At 72.3% G+C, this 23386-nt stretch carries 20 protein-coding genes and 1 riboswitch; of the genes, 5 read left to right on the top strand and 15 right to left on the bottom strand.

The window, feature by feature from the left end; all coding sequences use genetic code 11:
* Positions 1–92 precede the first annotated feature (92 nt).
* The 10 genes from ACYU8V_RS01860 to ACYU8V_RS01815 all read right to left on the bottom strand — a co-directional run bounded on the left by ACYU8V_RS01860 (position 93) and on the right by ACYU8V_RS01815 (position 11776).
* Positions 93–785 (bottom strand): SRPBCC family protein, encoded by a 693-nt coding sequence (locus tag ACYU8V_RS01860; RefSeq protein WP_460844734.1) that lies wholly within the window; start codon positions 783–785, stop codon positions 93–95.
* Between the two features lie 2 nt (positions 786–787).
* Entirely contained in the window at positions 788–1645 is an 858-nt protein-coding gene (locus ACYU8V_RS01855) for an FAD binding domain-containing protein (RefSeq protein ID WP_460844733.1), read from the bottom strand.
* Positions 1642–4113 (bottom strand): xanthine dehydrogenase family protein molybdopterin-binding subunit, encoded by a 2472-nt coding sequence (locus ACYU8V_RS01850; RefSeq protein WP_460844732.1) that lies wholly within the window; start codon positions 4111–4113, stop codon positions 1642–1644. The genes ACYU8V_RS01855 and ACYU8V_RS01850 overlap by 4 nt, the downstream gene beginning before the upstream one ends.
* Positions 4110–4577: a (2Fe-2S)-binding protein gene (locus tag ACYU8V_RS01845; RefSeq protein WP_460844731.1), complete on the bottom strand. Its 468-nt coding sequence runs from the start codon at positions 4575–4577 to the stop codon at positions 4110–4112. The genes ACYU8V_RS01850 and ACYU8V_RS01845 overlap by 4 nt, the downstream gene beginning before the upstream one ends.
* A 76-nt stretch (positions 4578–4653) precedes the next feature.
* Positions 4654–5889 (bottom strand): transcriptional regulator, encoded by a 1236-nt coding sequence (locus tag ACYU8V_RS01840; protein WP_460844730.1) that lies wholly within the window; start codon positions 5887–5889, stop codon positions 4654–4656.
* A 30-nt stretch (positions 5890–5919) separates the two neighbouring features.
* Positions 5920–7050 carry an XdhC family protein gene (locus ACYU8V_RS01835; RefSeq protein ID WP_460844729.1) on the bottom strand — a complete coding sequence of 377 codons (1131 nt, stop codon included), beginning with the start codon at positions 7048–7050 and terminating at the stop codon, positions 5920–5922.
* Positions 7043–8167: a vWA domain-containing protein gene (locus ACYU8V_RS01830; protein ID WP_460844728.1), complete on the bottom strand. Its 1125-nt coding sequence runs from the start codon at positions 8165–8167 to the stop codon at positions 7043–7045. The genes ACYU8V_RS01835 and ACYU8V_RS01830 overlap by 8 nt, the downstream gene beginning before the upstream one ends.
* Positions 8164–9039: an AAA family ATPase gene (locus ACYU8V_RS01825; protein WP_460844727.1), complete on the bottom strand. Its 876-nt coding sequence runs from the start codon at positions 9037–9039 to the stop codon at positions 8164–8166. Before ACYU8V_RS01825 ends, ACYU8V_RS01830 begins: the two co-directional genes overlap by 4 nt.
* A gap of 133 nt (positions 9040–9172) precedes the next feature.
* Entirely contained in the window at positions 9173–10807 is a 1635-nt protein-coding gene (groL, locus tag ACYU8V_RS01820) for a chaperonin GroEL (RefSeq protein ID WP_460844726.1), read from the bottom strand.
* A 108-nt stretch (positions 10808–10915) separates the two neighbouring features.
* Positions 10916–11776, bottom strand: a complete 861-nt coding sequence (locus ACYU8V_RS01815; protein WP_460844725.1) for an SGNH/GDSL hydrolase family protein — start codon at positions 11774–11776, stop codon at positions 10916–10918.
* A gap of 66 nt (positions 11777–11842) precedes the next feature.
* Between ACYU8V_RS01815 and ACYU8V_RS01810 the strand changes: the two genes are divergently transcribed.
* On the top strand, positions 11843–13972 hold the full coding sequence (locus tag ACYU8V_RS01810; protein WP_460844724.1) for a hypothetical protein: 2130 nt from the start codon (positions 11843–11845) through the stop codon (positions 13970–13972).
* Here ACYU8V_RS01810 and ACYU8V_RS01805 read toward each other — a convergent pair.
* Entirely contained in the window at positions 13966–14433 is a 468-nt protein-coding gene (locus ACYU8V_RS01805; protein ID WP_460844723.1) for an OsmC family protein, read from the bottom strand. The genes ACYU8V_RS01810 and ACYU8V_RS01805 overlap by 7 nt on opposite strands.
* 54 nt (positions 14434–14487) lie before the next feature.
* Here ACYU8V_RS01805 and ACYU8V_RS01800 point away from each other — a divergent pair, with 54 nt between their 5' ends.
* Complete coding sequence (locus tag ACYU8V_RS01800; RefSeq protein WP_460844722.1) at positions 14488–16083, top strand: AMP-binding protein; 1596 nt, start codon at positions 14488–14490, stop codon at positions 16081–16083.
* Positions 16084–16128: 45 nt separating this feature from the next.
* Here ACYU8V_RS01800 and thrC read toward each other — a convergent pair whose 3' ends face one another.
* From thrC to ACYU8V_RS01780, 4 genes are all read right to left on the bottom strand, one after another.
* Positions 16129–17424: a threonine synthase gene (thrC, locus tag ACYU8V_RS01795; protein WP_460844721.1), complete on the bottom strand. Its 1296-nt coding sequence runs from the start codon at positions 17422–17424 to the stop codon at positions 16129–16131.
* Between the two features lie 11 nt (positions 17425–17435).
* Positions 17436–17577, bottom strand: a riboswitch (SAM riboswitch).
* A gap of 77 nt (positions 17578–17654) precedes the next feature.
* Positions 17655–18509 carry a trehalose-phosphatase gene (otsB, locus tag ACYU8V_RS01790; RefSeq protein ID WP_460844720.1) on the bottom strand — a complete coding sequence of 285 codons (855 nt, stop codon included), beginning with the start codon at positions 18507–18509 and terminating at the stop codon, positions 17655–17657.
* 49 nt (positions 18510–18558) lie between these two features.
* The gene (locus tag ACYU8V_RS01785) at positions 18559–19092 is read right to left on the bottom strand and encodes a LytR C-terminal domain-containing protein (protein ID WP_460844719.1); all 534 of its coding nucleotides are present in this window, start codon (positions 19090–19092) and stop codon (positions 18559–18561) included.
* Positions 19093–19094: 2 nt separating this feature from the next.
* Positions 19095–19397, bottom strand: coding sequence for a DUF3263 domain-containing protein (locus tag ACYU8V_RS01780; protein WP_460844718.1), 303 nt, complete (start codon positions 19395–19397; stop codon positions 19095–19097).
* A gap of 107 nt (positions 19398–19504) precedes the next feature.
* Between ACYU8V_RS01780 and ACYU8V_RS01775 the strand changes: the two genes are divergently transcribed.
* From ACYU8V_RS01775 to ACYU8V_RS01765, 3 genes are read left to right on the top strand one after another with little or no spacing between them, the layout of a single operon-like run.
* Positions 19505–20539, top strand: a complete 1035-nt coding sequence (locus ACYU8V_RS01775) for a Gfo/Idh/MocA family protein (protein ID WP_460844717.1) — start codon at positions 19505–19507, stop codon at positions 20537–20539.
* 1 nt (position 20540) lies between these two features.
* On the top strand, positions 20541–21965 hold the full coding sequence (locus ACYU8V_RS01770) for an alpha,alpha-trehalose-phosphate synthase (UDP-forming) (protein WP_460844716.1): 1425 nt from the start codon (positions 20541–20543) through the stop codon (positions 21963–21965).
* A gap of 9 nt (positions 21966–21974) precedes the next feature.
* Positions 21975–23210 carry an alpha/beta fold hydrolase gene (locus ACYU8V_RS01765; RefSeq protein ID WP_460844715.1) on the top strand — a complete coding sequence of 412 codons (1236 nt, stop codon included), beginning with the start codon at positions 21975–21977 and terminating at the stop codon, positions 23208–23210.
* Positions 23211–23386: the final 176 nt, after the last annotated feature.

Raw genomic sequence — 23386 nt, 5'->3', positions numbered from 1 at the left:
CCTCGCCTAGCGGCTCGGCCTACTCAACCACCGACATGTCGTTGGTTGAGTAGGAGCGAGCGCCAGCGAGCGACATATCGAAACCAGCGACCTCAGCGGCGGCGCCGGCGGAGGACGACGGCCAGGCCGAGCAGCACCAACAGACCGGCGGCGAGCTGCTTGCCGTAGCTCTTCAGCAGGATCGGCAGGACCGCGGCACCGAGGTCCAGCGCCTCGTCGCCACCCGGCGCAGACGCGGGCGGCGACGAGGCGGGAGCGGACGGAGCCGGGGACGCAACCGAGTCGGCCGCGGGGGCCGTCTCCCCATCTGCCGGCGATGCCCCCGGCTCCGCCGCCAATCTCTGCTCGAGGCACGCCACGAACTGCCCGAGCAGCTTGTCCGACACGTCCTGCATCACCCCACGCCCGAACTGCGCGGGCTTGCCGGTGATGGCGAGGTCGGTCCGGACGTCCACCTGCGTGCCCTGCTCCGCGGCCGCCATGGTCACGGTGACCGTGGCTCCCGCGGTGCCGTTGCCGCGCTTGTCCCTGCCCTTGGCGTCGACCACGAACCGGTGGCCGGCCTCGTCGCGCTCGACGAAGGAGCCGGCGCCGGCGTACACGAGGGCGATCGGGCCGAGCTTGACCTTGCAGGTGCCCTCGAAGGTCGGCGCGCCGTCCTCGGTCTCGCCGACCGAGGTGACCTGGGCGCCGGGGAAGCACTCCGCGAGCGCGCCGATGTCCTGGAACGACGCCCACGTGGTGTCGAGTGAGGACGGGACGGCGAAGGAGTGGGTCAGCTCCACGCTCAGCTCCTTCCGGCGGCCGTCAGGACGGCCCTCCGCGTCAGCACCGTGGCGAGGTGGCGGCGGTAGTCGGCGTCGCCGTTGAGGTCGCTGGGCGGCTCGGTGCCGTCCGCCGCGTGCGCCGCCGCGGCGGCGACCGCCTCCTCGGTGGCGGGCTGCCCGACCAGCGCATCCTCCACGGCACGCGCGCGCAGCGGCGTCGACCCCATGTTCGTCAGCCCCACCCGGGCCTCCGCGATGGTGTCGCCGTCGAGCCGCACCGTCGCCGCGACCGCGACGATCGGCCACTGGTGCGCCACCCGCACGAACTTCTCGTACGCCGCACCCCAGCCACTGCGCTTGGGCAGGTGGACCTCGGTGAGGATCTCGTCCTCGCCGATCGCGGTCTCGAAGAGGTCGACGAAGAAGTCGTCGGCCGCCACCTCCCGCGTGCCGCCCGGGCCCTGGATCACGAACGTCGCGCCCAGGGCGAGTGCGGGAGCCCCCAGATCTCCCGCCGGGTCGGCGTGGGCGAGCGCCCCGCCGAAGGTCCCCCGGTGCCGCACCTGGGCGTCGGCGAGCTCGGCGAGCGCCTCCGTCACCAGCAGCGCGTGCTCGCGCACGGCGGGGTCGTGGCCCACGTGGTGGTGGGTCGTCATCGCACCGATGACCAGGTGGTCGCCCGCGTCCCGGACGCCGCGCAGCGCGTCGATCCGGCCCAGGTCGATCACCCACTCCGGGGCGTTGAGCCGCATCCGGAGCACCGGCAGGAGGCTCTGCCCCCCGGCGATGATCTTCGCGTCGTCCCCATGCTCGGTGAGGGCGGCCAGCGCCTCCTCGACCGATGCCGGGGCGACGTACTCGAAGGCTGCGGGGATCACTGGGCACCTCCCGTGCTGCGGTCGACGGTGCCGCTCATGCCCGTCGACGGGTCGAAGTGGGGTGCGGCGGCGCCGGTCGTGGCGCCCCCGGGTGAGCCCTCCTGGATGGCCCGCCAGACGCGCTCGGGCGTGCAGGGCATGCGGATGTCGTTGACGCCGAGGTGCCGGATCGCGTCGACCACGGCGTTGACGACGGCCGGGGTGGACGCGATGGTGCCCGCCTCGCCGACGCCCTTGGTGCCGAGCGTGTTGGTGGTCGCCGGCGACGTGGTGTGGTCGAGGTCGAAGCTGATCGTGTCGGCCGAGGTCGGCAGCAGGTAGTCGACGAAGGACCCCGTGACGAGGGTGCCGTTCTCGTCGTACACGGCCTCCTCCCACAGCGCCTGGGCGATGCCCTGGACCAGCCCGCCGTGCACCTGGCCGGACACGATCAGCGGGTTGATGATGTGCCCGATGTCGTCGCAGGCGGCGTACTTGCGCATCTTCACCTGCCCGGTCTCGGTGTCGACCTCGATCGCGCACAGGTGGGTGCCGTGCGGGTAGTTGAAGTTGACCGGGTCGTAGGTCGCCTCCGAGTCCAGCGACGGCTCCATCCCGTCGGGCAGGTTGTGCGCGGCGAAGACGGCGCCCGCGATCTCCGCGATCGCCAGGCCCTGGTCGGTGCCGCGCACGGTGAACCGCCCGCCGCCGAACTCCAGGTCGTCCACCGAGGCCTCGAGCAGGTGGGCCGCCACCGGCCGCGCCTTCTCGATCACCTTGTCGACGGCCCGCACCAGCGCCTCGCCGCCGACGACCAGGCTGCGCGAGCCGTAGGTGTCCAGGCCCTTGTGCGAGATCGCGGTGTCGCCGTGCAGGACCTCGACGTCCTCGAACGGTACGCCGAGGCGGTCGGCCACGATCTGGCTGAACGCTGTCTCGTGGCCCTGCCCGTGGGCGCTGGCCCCGGTGACGACCTCGACCTTGCCGGTCGGCAGCATCCGCACCTCCGCGTGCTCCCAGCCGCCCGCCCCGTAGTTGAGGCTGCCCAGGACCCGGGAGGGGGCGAGGCCGCACATCTCGGTGAAGGTCGAGACGCCGATGCCGAGCTGAACCTTGTCGCCGCTCTCGCGCCGCCGCCGCTGCTCGGCGCGGAGCTCGTCGTACCCGAAGAGCTCCTTGGCCCGGGCGGTCGCGGCCTCGTAGTTGCCGGAGTCGTACTCCAGGCCCGCGACCGTGGTGAACGGGAACTCCTCGTGCTTGATCCAGTTCCGCTCGCGGATCTCCAGAGGGTCGACGCCCACCTCGGCCGCGAGCTCGTCCATCAACCGCTCGATGGCGTACGTCGCCTCCGGCCGGCCGGCGCCGCGGTAGGCGTCGGTCCAGGCCTTGTTGGTGAGGACGTTCGTGGTCTGGAAGCGGTACGCCGGGAACTTGTAGATCGCGTTGAACATGAACGCGCCGAGGACGGGGACGCCGCCGCCGACGATGGCGACGTACGCACCGAGGTCGGCGAGCAGGTCGACCTTGAGGCCGGTGACGTGGCCGTCCTTGTCCGCGGCCAGGGTCAGCCGCTGCCACTGGTCGCGGCCGTGGTGGGCCGCGACGAGCGACTCGCTGCGGGTCTCGGTGTACTTCACCGGCTTGCCGATCCGGCGGGCGACCGCGAACGCGATCATCTCCTCCGGGGTCTGCTGCAGCTTGCCGCCGAAGCCGCCGCCGACGTCGGGCGCGATCACCCGGATCTTCGACTCGGGGACGCCGGTCGTGGCCGCGAGCGCGAAGCGCAGGATGTGCGGGACCTGGGTGGCCGACCACATCGTGATCTGCTCGCCGGTCGGGTCGACCACGACGCTGCGAGGCTCCATGAAGGCGGGGATCAGCCGCTGCTGGCGGTACTCCCGCTCGATCACGATCCCGTCGGTGCGGGCCTTCGCGATCGCCTCCTCCACGTCGCCGCCGGTGCCGGCCTCGCCGGAGTCGAACGCCCAGACCGCGGAGATGTTGGTGCCGAGGTCGGGGTGCGCGAGGACGGTGTCCTCGGCGGCCTCCTTGAGGTCGAGGGCGGCCGGGAGGTCGTCGTACTCGACCTCGACCAGCTCGACCGCGTCGCGCGCGGCCGCGGCGCTGCGGGCCACGACGACCGCGACGATCTCGCCGGCGAACGCGACCCGGTCGATCGGCATCGGCAGGTGCGTCGGCGTGACCTGGTCGGGGACGACCGCCCAGGCGTTGATGCACACGCCCTGCGCCTCGCCGAGGTCGGCACCGGTCAGGACCGCGACCACGTTCGGGCTGGCCTTGGCGTTGGCCGTGTCGATGCTGGTGATGGTGGCGTGCGGCAGCGGGCTGCGCACCATCGCCAGGTGCAGCATCCCCGGGAGCACCATGTTGTCGGTCCAGCGGGTGCGACCGGTGATCAGGCGCTGGTCCTCCTTGCGGCGGCGGTCGCGGCCGATCTCGGCCTGCACCGGCTCCTGCACGGCGGTCACGAGCCCGCTCCCGCCGCTGCCTGCACCGCACGGACGATGTTGTGGTAGCCCGTGCACCGGCACAGGTTGCCCTCGAGCCCGAGCCGGATCTCCTCCTCGGAGGGATTCGGGTTGTCCTTGAGCAGGTCGACGCTCTGCATGATCATGCCGGGCGTGCAGTAGCCGCACTGCAGGCCGTGGCACTCGTGGAAGGCGGCCTGCACCGGGTGCAACCCGCCGTCCTCGCCGGCGAGGCCCTCGATCGTGGTCACGTCGGCGCCGTCGGCCTGGACGGCCAGGACGTTGCACGACTTCACGCTCGAGCCGTTCAGGTGGACCGTGCAGGCGCCGCAGTTGCTGGTGTCGCAGCCGACCACGGTGCCGGTCTTGCCGAGCACCTCGCGGAGGTACTGCACCAGCAGCATCCGTGGCTCGACGTCGTCGACCACCTGCTGTCCGTCGACGGTGAGGTTGATCCGGGTCATGACGCTCCCCTCGCGAGATCTGTGGTGTCGATCACGCTAGGGAGGGTGGGGTTGGTGGACGGTTGGGGCCCTGGGCTCAGCCGAGCGCGACCACCAACCGCGCCCGCAGCAGCGGGATCGCGGGGTGGTGGGCGTCGCCGTTGCGCAGCAGCGCGGCGAGCGCGACCTCGAGGACCTCGGTGTCGTCGGGGGCGAGCTCGCTGTAGCGGACGACCGCGTCCGGCTCCGGATCGCGCAGCAGCGCCTCCCGTACGGCGACCGCGACGTACTCGCCGTACTGGATGAGGGCCGGGGAGTCGGTGCCGGGCAGCAGGTCGCCGCCGTACGCCTCCGCGGCCGCGCGGACCCGGCCCCGGCGCAGCAGGGAGAGGACGAGGTCGACGTCGGTGGAGACCGGGAGGGTCAACCGGTAGGGCCGCGACGAGAGCTGGCCGCCGAGGGCGTGGCGCAGGTGGGAGACCTCGGCCTTGAGCGTGGAGAAGGTGACGGCCTGGTCGCCGTACAGGGCGGCGTGGAGCTGCTCCAGCGAGAGTCCGTCGGGGTGCAGCGCGAGCAGCGCGAGGACCTCGGTCTGGCGGCGGGTGAGCAGCAGCCGCTGCCCGTCCAGGCGGACCTCCGCGTTGCCCAGCAGCGTCATCACGACACCGGGGTCGGCGGTCTCCTCCTGCACGTAGTGGCGCGAGCTCGGCATGGCCTGCTCGATCAGGGTCGCGAGCACCCGGGCGGTGGCCAGGCCGATCGGGTGGGTGCGGTCCCAGGTCGTGGAGAGGTCGATGACGCCCAGCCGGGTGCCGGTCACCGGGTCGTGGACCGGCGCGGCCCAGCACACCCACTGGTGGACGAACGGCGCGAAGTGCTCGGCGCTGAACACCATCGCGGGTGCGGCCGTGCGGTTGGCGAGGTCGAGGGCGTTGGTGCCGACCGAGCGGTCGTCCCAGCGCCCACCCGGCACGAAGTTGACGCTCTCGGCGCGGCGGCGCATGACGCGTCCGCCGTACGTCCACAGCACGCGCGTCTCCTGGTCGGTGACGCCGATGACGAGGTCGCCGTCCTCCGCCGTACGGCGCAGCTCGGACTCGACCCGCTCCACGGCGACCTCGAGCGGGGAGTCGTGCCACGACGCGCGCGTCTCGGACTCGTCGTCGAGGGGTGCGGCGGCCACGTGGTCGGCGTCGACGGCGTCGCGGGAGCGACGCCAGCTGGTGAGGATCTCGGGGCGCACCAAGCGGCGGTAGTCGCCGGTCTCGGCCATGAACGCGGTCCATGCCCGCACGGTGGCGAGCCGCTTGTCCTGCAGCTCCTGCTGCGTCATGGCGTCACGCTACACCGGGGGTGACCGGGGTCACACTCCCTCCCCGCCGTGGATCCGGCCCTCTCCCCGGGCGAGCGGCTGGCCCGTGCCGCCCCAGCGCCCGGCGACCATCTCCGCGGCGATGCTGATCGCCGTCTCCTCGGGGGTGCGGGCGCCGATGTCCAGACCGATCGGGCTGTGCAGCCGCGCGAGCTCCTCCCCGGTCACCCCGACCTCCTCGAGCCGCGCCAGCCGGTCCTCGTGGGTACGCCGGGAGCCCATCGCCCCCACGTACGCGAGCTCCGGCATCCGCAGCGCCCTCTCCAGCAGCGGTACGTCGAACTTCGGGTCGTGCGTCAGCACCGCGACCACCGTGCGGCCGTCCAGCCGGCCCGCCTCGTGCTCGGCGGCCAGGTAGCGGTGCGGCCACTCCACGACCACCTCGTCGGCGTCGGGGAAGCGGGTGTTGGTGGCGAAGACCGGCCGGGCGTCGCAGACGGTGACCCGGTAGCCGAGGAAGGTGCCGACCCGGGCCACCGCGGCCGCGAAGTCGATCGCCCCGAACACCAGCATCCGCGGCGCCGGCGCGAACGCCCACACGAAGACCCGCATCCCCTCGCCGCGCCGCTCGCCGTCCGGGCCGTAGGTGAGCAGGGCGTCGTGGCCGGTCGCCAGGATGCCCAGGGCGTCGTCGAGGATGGCGTCGTCGGCGCGGGGCGAGCCGAGGGTCCCGGCGAGCTCGGTGTCCGGACGGATGATCGCCCGCAGCCCGACCCGCCCCGGGTCGGGGTGCTCGACCACGGTGGCGACGGCGACGGGGCGGCCGGCCGCGACGTCGGCGGCGATCTCGCCGAGCTCGGGGAAGCTGGTGCGGTCGACCTTCTCGACGTACACGTCGAGGATGCCGCCGCAGGCGAGCCCGACGGCGAACGCGTCGTCATCGGAGACGCCGTACCGCTGCAGCTGGGGGGCACCCGAGCCGACGACCTCCTGGGCGAGGTCGTAGACGGCGCCCTCGACGCAGCCACCCGAGACCGACCCGACCGCCGAGGCGTCGGGGCCGACGAGCATCGACGCGCCGGGCGGGCGCGGGGCGGAGCGGAAGGTCGCGACGACGGTGCCCATCCCGACCGTCTCGCCGGCCTCCCACCACTCCATCAGCGCCGGCAGCACCTCACGCACGCCGCACCACCTCCATCAGCTGCTCGTAGGTCGCGAGCGAGTGGCCCGCCAGGAAGTCGTCGACGTGCGGCAGCACCGCGGCGATGCCGCCCTGCACCGGCTCGTAGCCGGGCCGGCCGCGGTGCGGGTTGACCCAGACGACCCGGTGCGCGAGCAGGTGCAGCTGGGCGACCGCGTCGCCGAGCGCGCTCGGGTCGCCCCGCTCCCACCCGTCGCTGACGATCACCACGACGGCACCGCGGGCGAGGCCGCGCCGGCCCCAGCGCCGGTTGAACGCGGCCAGGGTCTCCCCCAGCCGGGTGCCGCCGGACCAGTCCGGCACCAGCTCGCCTGCATGCGCGATCGCACGGTCGGGGTCGCGCAGCCGGAGCGCGGTGGTCAGCCGGGTCAGCCGGGTGCCGAGGCTGAAGACCTCGACCGCGCCTGGGTTCGCCGAGCCGGTGGTGATCCGGTGGGCGAGGCGGAGCAGCGGATCGGCGTACGCCTGCATCGAGCCGGAGACGTCGAGCAGCAGCACCACCCGGCGCACCCGGGTGCCGCGGCGCCGGCGCTGGATCGGGGCCGGCTCCCCCAGCCGGCGCAGGCTGGCACGCAGGGTGCGGGAGACGTCGACGTCGCCCCGGCGGTGAGGGGTACGCCGGGAGGCGGGCCGCCGGGGCAGCACGACCGGCAGCGTGCCGAACAGGGCGGCGAGCTCGCGGCGCTCCGCGGCGCTCAGCGAGGCGACGTCGCGGTGGCGGAGGACCTCGTGGGCGCTCGCGGCCGCGCGCACGACCTCGCCGTCGTCGGCCTGCTCGGCGCCGCTCGGCTCCTCCGCGGGCACCATCTGCAGCCGCGTCGTCGCCTTGCGGGCCAGGGGCCGCGTGCGCAGGGCGCCGAGGTCGGTCGAGAACCACTCCTCGAAGATCCGGTCGTGGCGCTCGAGGTCGTCGGGGTGGGCGCACAGCGTCGCGTGCCCGGCCACCCGGGTCGCGGCGCGGTCCTCGATGCCGAGGGCCGCCACCGCGGCGACGTACGCCTGCGTGCGGTCGGGCGTCACCGCCACGCCCGCGGCGCGCAGGGCGGTCGCGAAGCCGACCAGGATCTCGTCGCCGCCGCGGACCTCGGTCACGGTCATGGCGTGAGCATCCGGTCGAGGGCGGCTCGCACCCGGTCGGCGTCGTCGCGGTGCTTGACCAGCGCGCCGAGGGTCCGCGCGGCGGTCGCCACGTCGAGCTCGGTGGTGCCGAGGTGGTGCAGGGCGCGCGCCCAGTCCAGGGTCTCGGCGACCCCCGGCGGCTTGAGCAGGTCGGCTCCGGAGCGCAGCTGCTGCACGACGCCGATCACCTGCCGTGCGAGCTCCGCGCTCACCTCGGGCGCCCGGGACCGCAGGATCTCGACCTCGCGCTCGAGGCCGGGGTGGTCGATCCAGTGGTAGAGGCAGCGGCGCTTCAGCGCGTCGTGCAGCTCGCGGGTCCGGTTGGAGGTGAGCACCACGACCGGCGGCGTCGTCGCCGCGATCGTGCCCAGCTCCGGGATCGTCACCTGGTACGTCGACAGCACCTCGAGCAGGAACGCCTCGAACTCGTCGTCGGCGCGGTCGACCTCGTCGACCAGCAGCACGCTCGGCCCGCGCTGCAGCGCGGTCAGCACCGGGCGGGCGAGTAGGAAGCGCTCGTCGTACAGGCTCTTCTCGGCCTCGGCGACGTCCGCACCGCCGGCACCGAGGGCCTCGAGCGCGCGCAGGTGCAGGATCTGGCGCGGGAAGTCCCAGTCGTAGAGGGCCTGGGTGGCGTCGATGCCCTCGTAGCACTGCATCCGCACCAGCGGGCGGTCCATCGCGACCGCCACCGCCTCGGCCAGCGCGGTCTTGCCGGTCCCGGGCTCGCCCTCGAGCAGCAGCGGGCGCCGCATCTCGAGGGCCAGGAACAGCACCGTCGCCAGGTCGTCGTCCGCGAGGTAGCCCGTCTCGCCCAGACGGCGCGCCAGATCGGAGACACGGGGGTCCATGGCTCTCAGGCTAGGGGCGGGGCGTTGGTCGCGGGTTGGGTGCGGGGCCCAGGGATCGCGACGCCGGGTTGTGGGAACGCCACAGGGCCCCCGCCGAAGCGAGGGCCCTGTGGGTGTTGCGTCGGGGATGGACTCAGAAGTCCATGCCGCCCATGCCGCCCATGTCGCCGCCACCCGGAGCGGCCGCGGCCTTCTCCGGCTTGTCGGCCACGACGGCCTCGGTGGTGAGGAACAGCGCGGCGATCGACGCGGCGTTCTGCAGCGCCGAGCGGGTCACCTTGGCGGGGTCGATGATGCCGTTGCCCAGCATGTCGACGTACTCACCGGTGGCCGCGTTCAGGCCCTGGCCGGCGGGAAGGTTCGCGACCTTCTCCGCCACGACGCCGCCCTCGAGGCCCGCGTTGATCGCGATCTGCTTGAGCGGAGCCGTGAGCGCGACCTTGACGATGTTCGCACCGGTGGCCTCGTCACCCTCGAGCTCGAGCTTGTCGAACGCGACCGCGCCGGCCTGGACCAGCGCGACACCGCCACCGGGGAGGATGCCCTCCTCGACGGCCGCCTTCGCGTTGCGCACGGCGTCCTCGATGCGGTGCTTGCGCTCCTTGAGCTCGACCTCGGTGGCCGCGCCGACCTTGATGACGGCCACGCCGCCGGCCAGCTTGGCGAGGCGCTCCTGGAGCTTCTCGCGGTCGTAGTCGGAGTCCGACTTCTCGATCTCGGCGCGGATCTGGTTGACCCGGCCCTCGATCTGGCCGGCGTCGCCCGCACCCTCGACGATGGTGGTCTCGTCCTTGGTGATGACGACCTTGCGGGCCTGGCCGAGCAGCTCGAGACCGGCGGTCTCCAGCTTGAGGCCGACCTCCTCGGAGATGACCTGGCCACCGGTCAGGATCGCGATGTCCTGCAGCATGGCCTTGCGGCGGTCACCGAAGCCCGGCGCCTTGACGGCGACGGACTTGAAGGTGCCACGGATCTTGTTGACGACCAGGGTCGACAGCGCCTCGCCGTCGACGTCCTCGGCGATGATGACCAGCGGCTTGCCGGACTGCATGACCTTCTCGAGCAGGGGCAGCAGGTCCTTGACGTTGCTGACCTTGGAGTTGGCGATGAGGACGTAGGGGTCCTCGAGCACGGTCTCCATGCGCTCCGGGTCGGTCACGAAGTACGCCGAGATGTAGCCCTTGTCGAACCGCATGCCCTCGGTGAGCTCCAGGTCGATGCCGAACGTGTTCGACTCCTCGACCGTGATGACGCCCTCCTTGCCGACCTTGTCCATCGCCTCGGCGATGGCGTCGCCGACGGTGGTGTCGCCACCGGCGGAGATGGTCGCGGTGGCCGCGATCTGCTCGCGGGTCTCGACGTCCTTGGCCTGGGACAGCAGCTGCTCGGTCACCGCGGCCACAGCGGCCTCGATGCCGCGCTTGAGGCCCATCGGGTTGGCACCCGCGGCCACGTTGCGCAGGCCCTCCTTGACGAGGGCCTGGGCGAGGACGGTCGCCGTCGTCGTACCGTCACCGGCGACGTCGTCGGTCTTCTTCGCGACCTCCTTGACCAGCTCGGCGCCGATCTTCTCGTAGGGGTCCTCGAGCTCGATCTCCTTGGCGATGGACACACCATCGTTGGTGATCGTGGGGGCACCCCACTTCTTCTCGAGGACGACGTTGCGGCCCTTGGGGCCGAGGGTGACCTTGACGGCGTCGGCGAGGGTGTTCATACCCCGCTCGAGACCGCGACGGGCCTCCTCGTTGAAAGCAATCAGCTTCGGCATTGCCTGGCGATCCTTCACTGGGAAGTTCGGTTGTCCCGGAACGGCGGGCTGCCCGCGACGGCCAGGTGCGCAGGAGCGACGAACCCTTTCTCGCCGGCCCCACGAACCTCAATCCCGACGGTCCGGTGGTGGCACTCTCATGCTGAGAGTGCCAGCGTCATGTTTAGCACTCGACCCCACCGAGTGCAAGCGCCCGAGCTCCTCCAGCACCGCCGGCAGCATCGCCTTGGCCGTCCGCTTGTAGCCCAACGAGGAGGGGTGGAAGAAGTCCGCGCTGAACATCTCGTCCGGCGCGGCGCGGAAGTCGGGCCCGACCAGCTCGGCCAGCGACAGCGGCCGCGCGCCGTGGGCCAGGGCCACCTCGTGCTGGGCGGCCGCCAGCTGGCGCGAGGCCAGCGAGCCGAGGGCCCGCAGCGGCTGCGGCACCGGCCGCAGCGCACCGAGATCGGGACAGGTCCCGACCACGACCCCCGCACCGAGCGCCGACAGCCGGTCCAGGCAGTCGGCGAGGTCGCGCGCCGACTCCGCGATCGGCACCCGGTGGGTGACGTCGTTGCCGCCGACCACGACGATCGCCAGGTCGGGACGGTACGACGCCGGCAGCGAGTCCAGCTGCCCACCGAGCATCGACGTCTCCGCGCCGACGAAGGCCGCCGTCCGCAGCCGCACCGCCCGGCCGGTCCGCTTGGCCGTCTTGCGGGCGAGCCGCGCGCCCAGGGTGTGCCGCGGCAGCTCGGCACCGAGGCCGGCCGCGATGGAGTCGCCGAGCACCAGCAGCTCGATGCGGTCGCCGTACCTCTTCTTGTAGACGCGGTCGGCGTCCGGGGCGGCCTCGCCGTGCGGCTTGCCGATGATCCGGCGCGCGGCGGCCGCCTGCCGGCGCAGGAGCTCGCGGGTGCCGTGGGCGGTGAGCGCGGCCCCCGCGGAGAGGACGCCGGCGGACACCAGCGCCGTACGAACGCGGGACATGGAGCCATCTAGACAGGTGGGCCTGAACGGCTGACAGCCGGGAGGCGACGCTCTAGCGTCCAAAGGATGCCCAGGACTTCGGTACGACGCCTCTGCGTCGCCCTCTCCGCGATGGCGCTCGCGGCGGCGCCGGTCGCCCTCACCGCACCCGCCCACGCCGCTGCAGCGGCGACCTGCACGACGGTCGGCGACACGCTCTCCATCCAGGTCACCACGGCGGTCGACGCCGTCACGATCTATCGCGACTCCTCTGCCGTGCAGGTCGTCGCCAGCCCTGACTTCACGACGTGCGCGATCCCGAGCGCCTCCGGCGGGTCCGGGATCCTGCTGACCATCGGGAGCAGCAACCCGCACACCTGGACGCTGCGCCTCGACGCGCCGTTCACGTCGGCCGACGCGACGTCGATCAACGCGATCAACCTCAACGCCCAGAGCGCCGACGCCGTGACCCTCGATGCCTCGAGCTCCGCGACATCGCGGCTGTGGCGGTCCTCCCCCGGCGGCGCGCGTGCCTTCGACACCGGCGGCGATCCGATGACCTACGAGCTCGCGGTCGGCGGCGCGGGACCGCTGTCGTTCCACACCGGCTCCGGTGCCGACACCGTCGACATCTCGGCGCTCGACGAGGGCCAGGACGTCTCGATCGACACCGGCGCGGGCAACGACGTGATCCACGGCGGCGCGACCTTCGACACGATCACCGCCGGCGACGGCAACGACACGGTGACCGGCGGCAGCGGTATGGACACGATCTACGACGGGCAGGGCAACGACGACTACGCCGGCGGCACCGGCTCCGGCGCGGACGGTTGGCCCGACTCGATCGTGCTCACCCCCCACGCAGGAGCCGACACCGTGGACGTGGGGACGAACGGCGACCTGAGCGACACCCTGCAGTACGACGACCAGGGGATGTTGGACGACGTCTCGGTGTCGCTGGACGGCGTCGCGAACGACGGCGCCGCGGGCGAGAACGACGACATCGGCAGCGTCGGCACCGTGATCACCGGCGGCGGCGACGACACCGTGAGCGGAGCGGACCTCTTCTCGGTGAGCACCGGCAACGGCGACGACACCCTCATCCCGGCAGCCTCCGGGATCGGCCCGTCCTGGGACGCCGGCGGCGGCAACGACACCCTGGACCTCAGCGGTCAGACCGCGGGCGCGGAGGGATTCGTCTCGACGACGAACTCCTCCTTCTCCATGGGCAGCGGGGTTGTCGTCAACGCGAGCAACCTGGAGGGCGTGATCGGCACGCCCTTCGCCGACGCCTTCACCGTGAGCTGCGCGTGCGGCGTGCAACCCGGCGATGGCGCCGACACCGTCGGCCTCGACGCCGACGGGGCGACGTTCTCAGCGGACTCCGTCCCCGACGGCGCCGACGTGGTGACGGCCGCCGACGGCGTCAGCACCGTGGCCGACTACTCCCAGCGCACCACGGGCGTCTCGCTCACCGCCGACGACGAGGCCAACGACGGCGCAACCGGCGAGGGCGACGACATCGGATCACGGGTCACCACGTTGATCGGCGGCGCGGGCAACGACACCCTGGTCGGCTCGAGCGTCGCCAACCTCCTCCTCGGCCTCGACGGTGCGGACACCCTCAGCGGCCGCGGCGGACCCGACCGCCTGACCGGCGGCACCGGTGCCGACAACCTGGCCGGCGGGAGCGGTGACGACACCCTGCTGGGCCTGGGCGGGGCCGACCGGCTGTCCGGCGGCGACGGCGACGACCTGCTGCGCGGCGACGACCCGAATGACGTGCAGACCGCGGGCAAGGACACCCTCGACGGCGGCAACGGCGACGACGACGAGTTCGGCTATGCCGGCGACGACACCTTCACCGAGGGCACCACGGCGAACGGCGCGGATCTGCTCGTGGGCGGGACGGGCACCGACACGGCGTCGTACGCCCTGCGGTCGGCGGCGCTCCGGCTCTCCCTCAACGGCCGCTACGACGACGGGGCGGCCGGCGAGGGCGATCGGATCGGCACCGACGTGGAGAACCTGACCGGCGGCAGGGGGGCGGACCTGCTCGTCGGCGGCCCGACGCCGAACCTGCTGCTCGGGGGCGCCGGCAACGACGACTTCCAGACGGTGGCCGGCGGCGTCGACACGCTCAACGGCGGCGCCGGCACCGACAGGGCGCACCGCGACAGCACCGACAAGGTGACCTCGGTGGAGAAGCGCTACTGAGCGACGAGGGTCGTCGGCTCGTGGGTCACCGGGAAGCCCACGGACGCGGCGATGAAGCAGTTCTCGCTGGCCTCGCGGTGGATCGCCTGCGCCGCCTCGACCATCGACGCGTCGGCGACGGTGACCCGCGGCCGCAGCACCACCGACGTGAACCGGCCGCCCTGGCCGACCTGCTCCATGGTGCCGACCGGCTCGTCGTCGTACGCCGTGACGACGATGCCGTGGTTGACCGCGGAGTGCAGGTAGGACAGCAGGTGGCACTGGCTGAGCGCGGCGACGAGGAGCTCCTCGGGGTTCCACCGGCCGGCGTCGCCGCGGAAGGCGGGGTCGGCGGAGGCGAGCAGGTCGGCCTTGCCCTCGGCGCGGAGCAGGACGTCGCGCGCGTAGTCGCGGTAGCCGCTGGTCCCGGAGCCTCGGTTGCCCTGCCAGGTGACGGCGAGCGTGTAGCGGTGGTCGGTCACGGTCCCATTGTGTGACAGCCACCGAACGAGAACACGTTCTACTACAGTCGGCGCATGGTCACCGCGCGCCCCCTGAACCTCGCCGACGTCTTCGAGTCGGTCGCCGACGCCGTCCCGGACCGGGCCTGCATCGTCACGCGGGAGCGGACCTACAGCTACGCCGAGATCGACGAGCGCGCCACCCGGCTGGCCGGGGTGCTGGTCGGTCTCGGCGTGCAGCCGGGCGAGCACGTCGCGGTGCACTCCGCGAACCGGATCGAGTGGGTCGACGCGTTCTACGGCTGCCTCAAGGCCCGGGCCGTGCCGATCAACATCAACTACAAGTACCTGCGCGACGAGCTCGCCTACCTCTACGACAACGCCGACTGCGTGGCCACGCTGGTCGCACCCGAGCACGTCGCCGCGGTCCGCGAGGTGGCGCCCGCGACGCTGCGGTCGACCCTCGTCCTCGGTGAGGAGTACGACGCCGCGCTGGCCGCCGCCTCGACCGACCGCGAGCTCGGCGGACGCCGGGCCGAGCGGAGCGCCGACGACCCGTACGTGCTCTACACCGGCGGCACCACCGGCAACCCCAAGGGCGTCGTGTGGCGCAACGAGGACCTCATCCGCGCGGCGCTCAACTCGGCGCGGTTCGGGGCGCCGATCGAGTCGGTCGAGGCGCTCGGTGCTGAGGCCGCGGCCAACGAGAGCCCGATGACGCTGCTCGCGTGCGGCCCGATGATGCACGGCGGCAGCCAGTGGATCCTCGGCAATGGGCACGTCGCCGGCTACACGATCGCGCTCTCCACCGAGCCCAGCTTCTCCGCGACCGGCGTCCTCGACCTCGTCGAGCACGCCCGCGTGAACTCGCTGACCTTCCTGGGCGACGCGATGGGGCGGCCGGTGGCCGAGGCGATCCTGGCGGAGCCCTCGCGGTGGGACCTGTCCTCCCTCGCGGCCGTCTCCAACGGGGCCGCTCCCCTGTCCGACGGCGTGCGCGCCGAGATCCGCCGGGCCCTGCCCGGGCGCTTCATCCTCGACACCTATGGCGCCTCCGAGTCGGGCGCGACCGCGTCCCGGGTGGACGACGGCACCGACGGCGAGATGGGGGCGCCGAGGTTCCAGGCCGGCGACGACGTGCGCGTCTTCACCGCCGACCTGAAGCCGGCCGCGGTCGGCGAGGAGGGCCTGCTCGGGCGCTCCGGCCCGATCCCGCTCGGCTACTACAAGGACCCGGTGAAGACCGCCGCGACCTTCCGCGAGATCGACGGCCGGCGCTGGTCGATCCCCGGCGACGCCGCCCGGCTCGAGGCCGACGGCACGATCACGGTGCTCGGCCGCGGCTCGGTGTGCATCAACACCGGCGGCGAGAAGGTGCACCCCGAGGAGGTCGAGGCCGTGTTGCTGCGGCACCGGGACGTCTTCGACGCGGTCGTGGTCGGCGTACCCCATGAGCGGTGGGGCCAGCAGGTCACCGCGCTCGTGCAGGTACGCGACGGCACCACGGTCTCGGCCGAGGACCTGCGCGACCACTGCCGGGCGCTGATCGCCAACTACAAGGTGCCGAAGCTCGTGCTGTTCGTCGACGAGGTGCCGCGGACCCCGGTCAGCAAGGTCGACTACCCGGCCAGCACCCGTCTTGCCCTGGATCTCGTCGGGTCGTCAGGTTGAGGGCGGCCTACAGGCCGCCCTCAACCTGACGACCGCGAGGGTGGGTCAGACGATGCCGGCGGCCACGAAGGCGTCGTACGACGGCGCGATGGTGGCCGCCGCTCCGACCTGACCCGAGATCGCGTCGAGCGTCTTGAGGCCGTGGCCGGTGTTGATGACGACCGTCTCCAGCGTCGGGTCGAGCAGGCCGGACTCGACCAGCTTCTTCGTGACCGCGACCGTGGTGCCGCCGGCGGTCTCGGTGAAGATGCCCTCGGTGCGCGCGAGGAGCACGATGCCGTCGCGGATCTCGTCGTCGGTGACCTCCTCCACCGCGCCGCCGGTGCGGCGGGTGATGTCGAGGACGTAGATGCCGTCGGCGGGGTTGCCGATCGCGAGCGACTTGGCGATGGTGTCGGGCTTGACCGGGCGGATGGCGTCGACGCCGGCCTTGAACGCGGTCGCGACCGGGCCGCAGCCGGTCGCCTGGGCGCCGAAGACCCGGTACGGCTTGTCCTCGACCAGGCCGAGCTTGATCAGCTCCTGGAAGGCCTTGTCGACCTTGGTCAGCTGCGAGCCGGACGCGACCGGGATGACGATCTGGTCGGGCAGGCGCCAGCCGAGCTGCTCGGCGATCTCGTAGCCGAGCGTCTTGGAGCCCTCGGCGTAGTAGGGGCGGACGTTGACGTTGACGAAGGCCCAGCCCTCCTCCTCGGCCGCGATCTCCTGGGCGAGCTTGTTCACGTCGTCGTAGTTGCCGTCGACCGCGACCAGCTTCTCGGTGAAGATCGCGGAGTTGACCTGCTTGGGCTGCTCGAGGTTGCTCGGGATGAACACCACGGTCGGGATGCCGGCGCGGGCGCCCGCGGCGGCCACCGCGTTGGCCAGGTTGCCGGTCGAGGGGCAGGCGAAGACCTTCGCGCCGAGCTCGTTGGCGGCCGACAGGGCGCACGCGACGACGCGGTCCTTGAAGGAGTTGGTCGGGTTGGTCGAGTCGTCCTTGACCCAGAGCTTCTCGATGCCGATCGCCTTGCCCAGGTTGTGGGCCTCGAGCAGCCGGGTGAAGCCGGGCTCCATGTTGGGCGACTGCGTGATGTCGGTGGGCACCGGCAGCAGCGCCTGATAGCGCCAGATGTTGCGGGGGCCGGCCTCGATCTCCTCGCGGGTGATGGCCGGGAAGTCGTAGGCGATCTCCAGCGGGCCGAAGCACTCCGGACACGCGTAGAACGGGCCGAGCTCGACCCGGTGGCCGCACTCCCGACACGACAGGGCGGTGGCGTTGCCGAAGGCGCCCGCGCGGGGGCCCCGGGGGCCCTCCGGCGTACCGGAGGTGGTGGCGGTCTCGGTCACAGCGGCGCTCATGGGGGTCCTCTCTCTCATCTGCCCGGGCGGACCCCTCTGGTCCGCCTGGTCGGAATTGGCACCGTGCTCCGCGTCCGAACCGTGTGGTTCGGGAGGTTCGCGGCAGTTGCCGGGACGTCGTCGGGCCGTTCCCTCAGTCCCTCTGGATGAGCACGCTCAGACTACGGGGTGGTTGCCATGGCATCGAATCCGAATCTCGCATGCCGGGACCGCTGTCCACTTGTTGAGACTCAACGGTGCGCGGAGCGCTCGGCGCGGGCGTCCTGCGCGAAACGGCGGAGCAGATCCAGCACCCCGCCCGGCCCGGCCACGACGACGTCGGACATCGCCAGGAGCGCGCTCTGCTCGTCGGAGGCCGAGCAGACGCGCAGCGGGGTGATGCCGTGCTCGGGCAGCCGGTCGAGCGCCTCGAACGCCTCCAGGTCGCCGAGGTCGTCGCCCGCGAACAGGAACCCCTCGGGCTGCAGCCGGTCGACGAGCAGGTCGACGACCTGCCCCTTGTGGATGCCCGGCGAGCGGATCTCGACGACGTTGCGGCCCGGCTCGACGTGCAGCCCGGTGCGGTCGGCGAGCGCGACCAGGCCCGGCAGGATGCGCTGGTACGCCGCGCCGGGGTCGGCCATCCGCCGGGTGTGCACCGCGACGCCGAGGCCCTTGTCCTCGATGTAGGCGTCCGCCGCTCCGGCCTCGCGCAGGACCCGCGGGAGGTCGCGCTCGAAGGTGGCCAGGCCACGGGCGGGGCGCGGGCCGACGATGCGGCGCTCGTGGGTGCTCCACCGCTCGTTGCCGTACTGCCCGAACAGGTAGAGCTCCTTGCCCAGCCCGGACAGGGCGTCCCCCACCTCCTCCAGCCCGCCGAGGTCCAGGGCCTGGCGCGCGGGCCGGCCGGTGATGACCGCGATGGCCGCGACCTCGCGTGCCAGCTCGACGAGGACCTCGCCGGCGTCGGGGTGGATGTGGGCCGAGGCCGGGTCGTCCACGATCGGGGCCAGCGTGCCGTCGAAGTCGAGCCCGATCAGGGTGCGCGACGCACACCGCACGAGTGCGGCGTACCGGTGTTCACCCTCGTTCGACGAGAAGTCCACGCGTCTATCCCACCATGGAGGCGGTGAGACCCGGCAACCGCCGGAGGACTCAGCTCAGCGGGCCGGTCAGGATCAGGGTCAGGTTGGCGGTGCTCATGTTGCTCGAGATGTCGGCCGGCATGACCCGCTGAACGCCCAGGTCGAGCGCGAGCTGGTGGGCGGCGGCCTTCATGCCCTTCGGGTAGTAGACGGTGGTCGAGACGACCGTGCCGTACCAGTTGTCGGCGGCGACGAAGTGCCAGCCGGCCTGAGCGACCTTGGCGCCGACCGACCCGGCCAGCCCCCGGATCGAGGTGTCGTTGAAGACCACGACGCCGATCTGCCCGCGGTGGATCACCTTGGGCTTGTGGGTCGGGGTGGCCGTCGGAGTGGAGGTGTCGGTCGCGGTCGGGGTGCTGGAGGTCGCGCCCGTGGTCTGGGCGGACGACGCCGCGACCGGGGTGATGTCCTTCTCCTTCGGGCCGTCGCCGCGGGTGATCACGAAGGTGAGCGCCGCGAGGGCGACCGCCACGATGCTGAGGATGACGACCGGGGAGGGCAGCACGGCACCGCGCTGCGAGTGCGACCGAGAGACGGAGCCCACGCTCACACCTCGAAGCCGAGTCGACGGGCGGAGCGCTGGCGCTGGCGCTGGGCGCGCAGCCGGCGCAGCCGCCTGACGAGCAGCGGGTCGGCCTCGAGGGCCTCGGGACGGTCGATGAGCGCGTTGAGGACCTGGTAGTAGCGCGTCGAGCTCATGTCGAACTGCTCGCGGACCGCGGTCTCCTTGGCGCCGGCGTACTTCCACCACTGGCGCTCGAACTCCAAGATGCCCCGATCGCGCTCGCTGAGGGCGCCGTCGACGGCACCTTCGGCGAGGTCGGGCTGGGTGCTCCGCTCCGCATTCATCGCGTGCTGTCCCCCAAGGATCGGTATACGCGTGCTCTGGACCTCCCACTGTAGCGACCGAATCACACCGATGTCATTCCCACGCCGAGCCGACTAGGGTGAACGAGGTGAGCGTCTCGAGTGCCACCCCTCCGATCGGCTGGGGGATCCTCGCGCCCGGCCGGATCGCCGCCAAGCTCGCCCGCGACCTCGCGCTGGTGCCGGACGCGCGCCTGGTCGCCGTCGGCTCCCGCGACCTCGCCCGGGCCCGGGCCTTCACCGCCGAGCACGACCCCGAGGCGCGCGCGTACGACGACTACGCGGCCCTGGTCGCCGACCCCGCCGTCGACGTCGTGTACGTCGCCTCCCCGCACTCCCTGCACGCCGAGCACGCCGCGCTCGCGCTGGCCGCCGGCAAGGCGGTCCTGTGCGAGAAGCCGCTCACCCTGGACCGCGCCAGCGCCGCCGCGCTGATCGCGTCCGCGGGCGACCGGTTCCTCATGGAGGCGATGTGGAGCGCCTGCCACCCGGTCTGGCGCGACCTGGCCGCGCGACTGCGGGCCGGCGACTTCGGCACGCCCCACCACCTCTCCGCGGACCTCTCCTTCGCGGCCGGCGTCGCCCCGGACCACCGGCTGCTCAACCCGGCCCTGGGCGGCGGCGCGCTGCTCGACATCGGGATCTACCCGCTGACCTTCGCGCACGTCATGCTCGGCGAGGCGGACGAGCTGCGGGCGACCGGGGCGCTGGACGCCTCCGGTGCGGTCGACGTGGACGTGGCGGTCGCCGGACGCTACCCGGGCGACGTGCTGGCCGAGTTGAAGACCAGCCTGACGTCGTACTCCCCGAACACGGCGGTGATCGGCACCGACCAGGGGTGGATCGAGGTGCCGGGCGACTTCCACCAGCCGGCGTACTTCACCTTCCACCGGCTCGCCTCCCGCGGGACGCCTCCGGTGGTCACCCGGTTCGACCCGCCCGAGCCGGTGGTGGGCCTGGGCTACGGCAACGAGGTCGCGCACGTCGGCGACTGCCTGCGTCAGGGGCTGACCGAGTCGCCGTGGGTGCCGCACGCGCAGACGCTCACGATCCTGGGCCAGATCGACGACCTCCGCCGCCAGGTGGGCGCAGGTCCTGTCGGGGCCCCGGACGCGTCGGGCTAGGGTGAAGGACGTGGCGCACGACCTCGTCATCGTTGCCAACCGACTTCCCGTCGACAGGGTCGAAGGACCGGACGGGAAGATGACCTGGCGCGCCTCGCCGGGCGGCCTCGTGTCCGCCATCGAGCCCGTCATGCGTGCCGGCGACGGGGTCTGGATCGGCTGGCCGGGCGGCACCGAGCAGCACCTGGAGCCGTTCGAGATCGACGGCCTCCACCTGGTGCCGATGACGATGACGGCCGAGGAGATCGAGCGCCACTACGAGGGCATGTCCAACGGCACCCTGTGGCCGCTCTACCACGACGTCGTCGCCAAGCCGGAGTTCCACCGCGAGTGGTGGCACCAGTACGTCGAGGTCAACCGCCGCTTCGCGGAGCGGGCCGCCGAGCTCGCCAACCCGCGCGCGACCGTGTGGGTGCACGACTACCAGCTGCAGCTGGTGCCGCAGATGCTGCGCGACCTGCGCCCGGACCTGCGAATCGGCTTCTACCTGCACATCCCCTTCCCGCCGGCCGAGCTGTTCCAGCAGCTGCCATGGCGCCGCCAGATCCTCGAGGGGCTGCTCGGGGCCGACCTGGTCGGCTTCCAGCTGCCGGGTGCGGCCCAGAACTTCGTACGGCTGGTGCGCCAGCGGGTCGGGCACAAGACCCACCGCGACCTCGTCTACCTGCCCGACGGCCGCACGGTCCGGGCAGCCGCCTTCCCGATCTCGATCGACGCGGCCGGGTTCGAGGAGCTCGCCGACTCCCCCATCGTCGAGCAGCGCGCCAAGACCATCCGCGAACTGCTCGGCAACCCGAAGAAGATCTTCCTCGGCATCGACCGGCTCGACTACACCAAGGGCATCTACGCCCGGCTGCGCGCCTTCGGCGAGCTGATCCGCGACGGCGCCATCGACGTCGACGACGCCGTGTTCGTGCAGGTCGCGGTGCCGTCGCGCGAGCAGGTCGAGCAGTACCGGCTGCTGCGCGACGAGATCGACCGGCTGGTCGGCCGGCTCAACGGCGACCTCGGCCGGATCGGCAAGCCGGTCATCAGCTACCTGCACTCCTCCTACCCGCGCGAGGAGATGGCCGCCTTCTACCGCGCCGCCGACATCATGGTCGTCACGCCCTACCGCGACGGGATGAACCTGGTCGCCAAGGAGTACGTCGCCTGCCGGATCGAGGAGGACGGCGCACTCGTCCTCAGCGAGTTCGCGGGCGCCGCTGACGAGCTGCGGCAGGCGTGGCTGGTCAACCCCTACGACATCGACGGGATGAAGTCGGCCCTGCTGGCGGCGTACACCGCGGACGGGTCGGAGCTGACCAAGCGGATGAAGGCGATGCGCAAGCAGATCCGCCAGCACGACGTACAGGCGTGGGCGCAGAGCTTCATGACCGAGCTGGACGACGGACACTTCCTGCACAGCAAGGACGTGCGGGGGTAGTTTTCGCGCATGGACCTCGTGCCCGTGCGCTCCCTCACCTCGGCCCCCGCCAACCTGGTCGGCCGGCTCACGCCCGGGCCCGACCAGGTCGTCGCCGCCGCCAGCAACGTGGCCCACAAGTTCCTGTACGGCGGCCTCGCCGACCTGCGGCCGATGCCACGGACCCTGATCGACGAGGGCCGGCTGCGCGAGGTCTACCACTACCGCCCGGTCGGCACCGTCAAGGAGCAGGGCGACCCGGTGCTCCTGGTGACGCCGCTGGCGGCCCCCGCGATCTGCTACGACCTGCGCCGCGGGTGCTCCCTGGTCGAGCACTTCGTGAGCGAGGGGCGTCCGACGTACCTCCTGGAGTACGGCGAGGTGTCCTTCAAGGACCGCAGCCTCGGCATGGAGCACTGGATCGACGAGGTCGTCCCGACCGCCATCCGCGAGGTGTCCGCGCACGCAGGCGGCCGGCCCGTGCACGTCATGGGCTGGAGCCTGGGCGGCATCTTCTCCATGCTCGCCCTCGCCGACCAGCGCTCCGGCGACCTGCCGGTCGCGTCGCTCACCGTCATCGGCTCGCCGGTCGACATCACCCAGGTGCCGCTGATCGCGCCGCTGCGGCCGCTGCTCAACTGGTTCAACGGCCGCGGGCCGATCACCAAGGGCTACCAGTGGATGGGCGGGGCGCCGAAGCCGCTGGTGAAGTGGGCCTTCCAGCTCTCCGCCGCGCAGAAGCTGATCACCAAGCCGATCGCGCTCGCCACCCACATCGACGACCGGGAGTTCCTCGCGCAGATCGAGGCCGTCGACCGGTTCACCGACAACATGATCGCCTACCCGGGGCGCACGTTCGGGCAGCTCTACCACCGCTTCGCGAAGGGCAACCAGCTCGCGACCGGCGAGTTCGAGCTCGACGACCGCACCATCTCCCTCGGCGACATCTCCGTGCCGACGCTGGTGTTCGCGGGCTCCACCGACGGCATCGCGCCGGTCGGGTCGGTCCGCGCCGTCGTACCGCTGCTGACCGGGGTTCCGGAGGTGCGCTTCGAGATCGTGCCCGGCGGGCACCTGGGGATGCTGACCGGCCGGGCCGCCCGGCGTACGACCTGGCTGGTGATGGACGAGTGGGTCGCGCGCTGGTCGACCGACGCTCCTGCCCCCGAGCCCGGCTCGGGGACCGGGCCCGCGAAGCCGGCGGCGATCGGCACCAACCGCAAGCGCCGGCACACGTCCTCCGCGTCGCGGTCGCTGGCCAAGTAGGTCCCGGGACCCTCGCCCGGCATCTCTAGTCACAAAGGACTAGAGGGGACCGAACGTCCGCCCGATTCGCGGGCGCCGCGGGAACCGTAGATTTCTCACTACCGACGCGGATCTCGATACCGCCGGAGGGAGCCCCTCCGGAAGGCCCCGTCACGGAGTGCCACCGGAGGACCGGC

The organism is Nocardioides ultimimeridianus (assembly GCF_054777895.1).
This window is presented reverse-complemented; position numbering and strand designations above follow the sequence as displayed.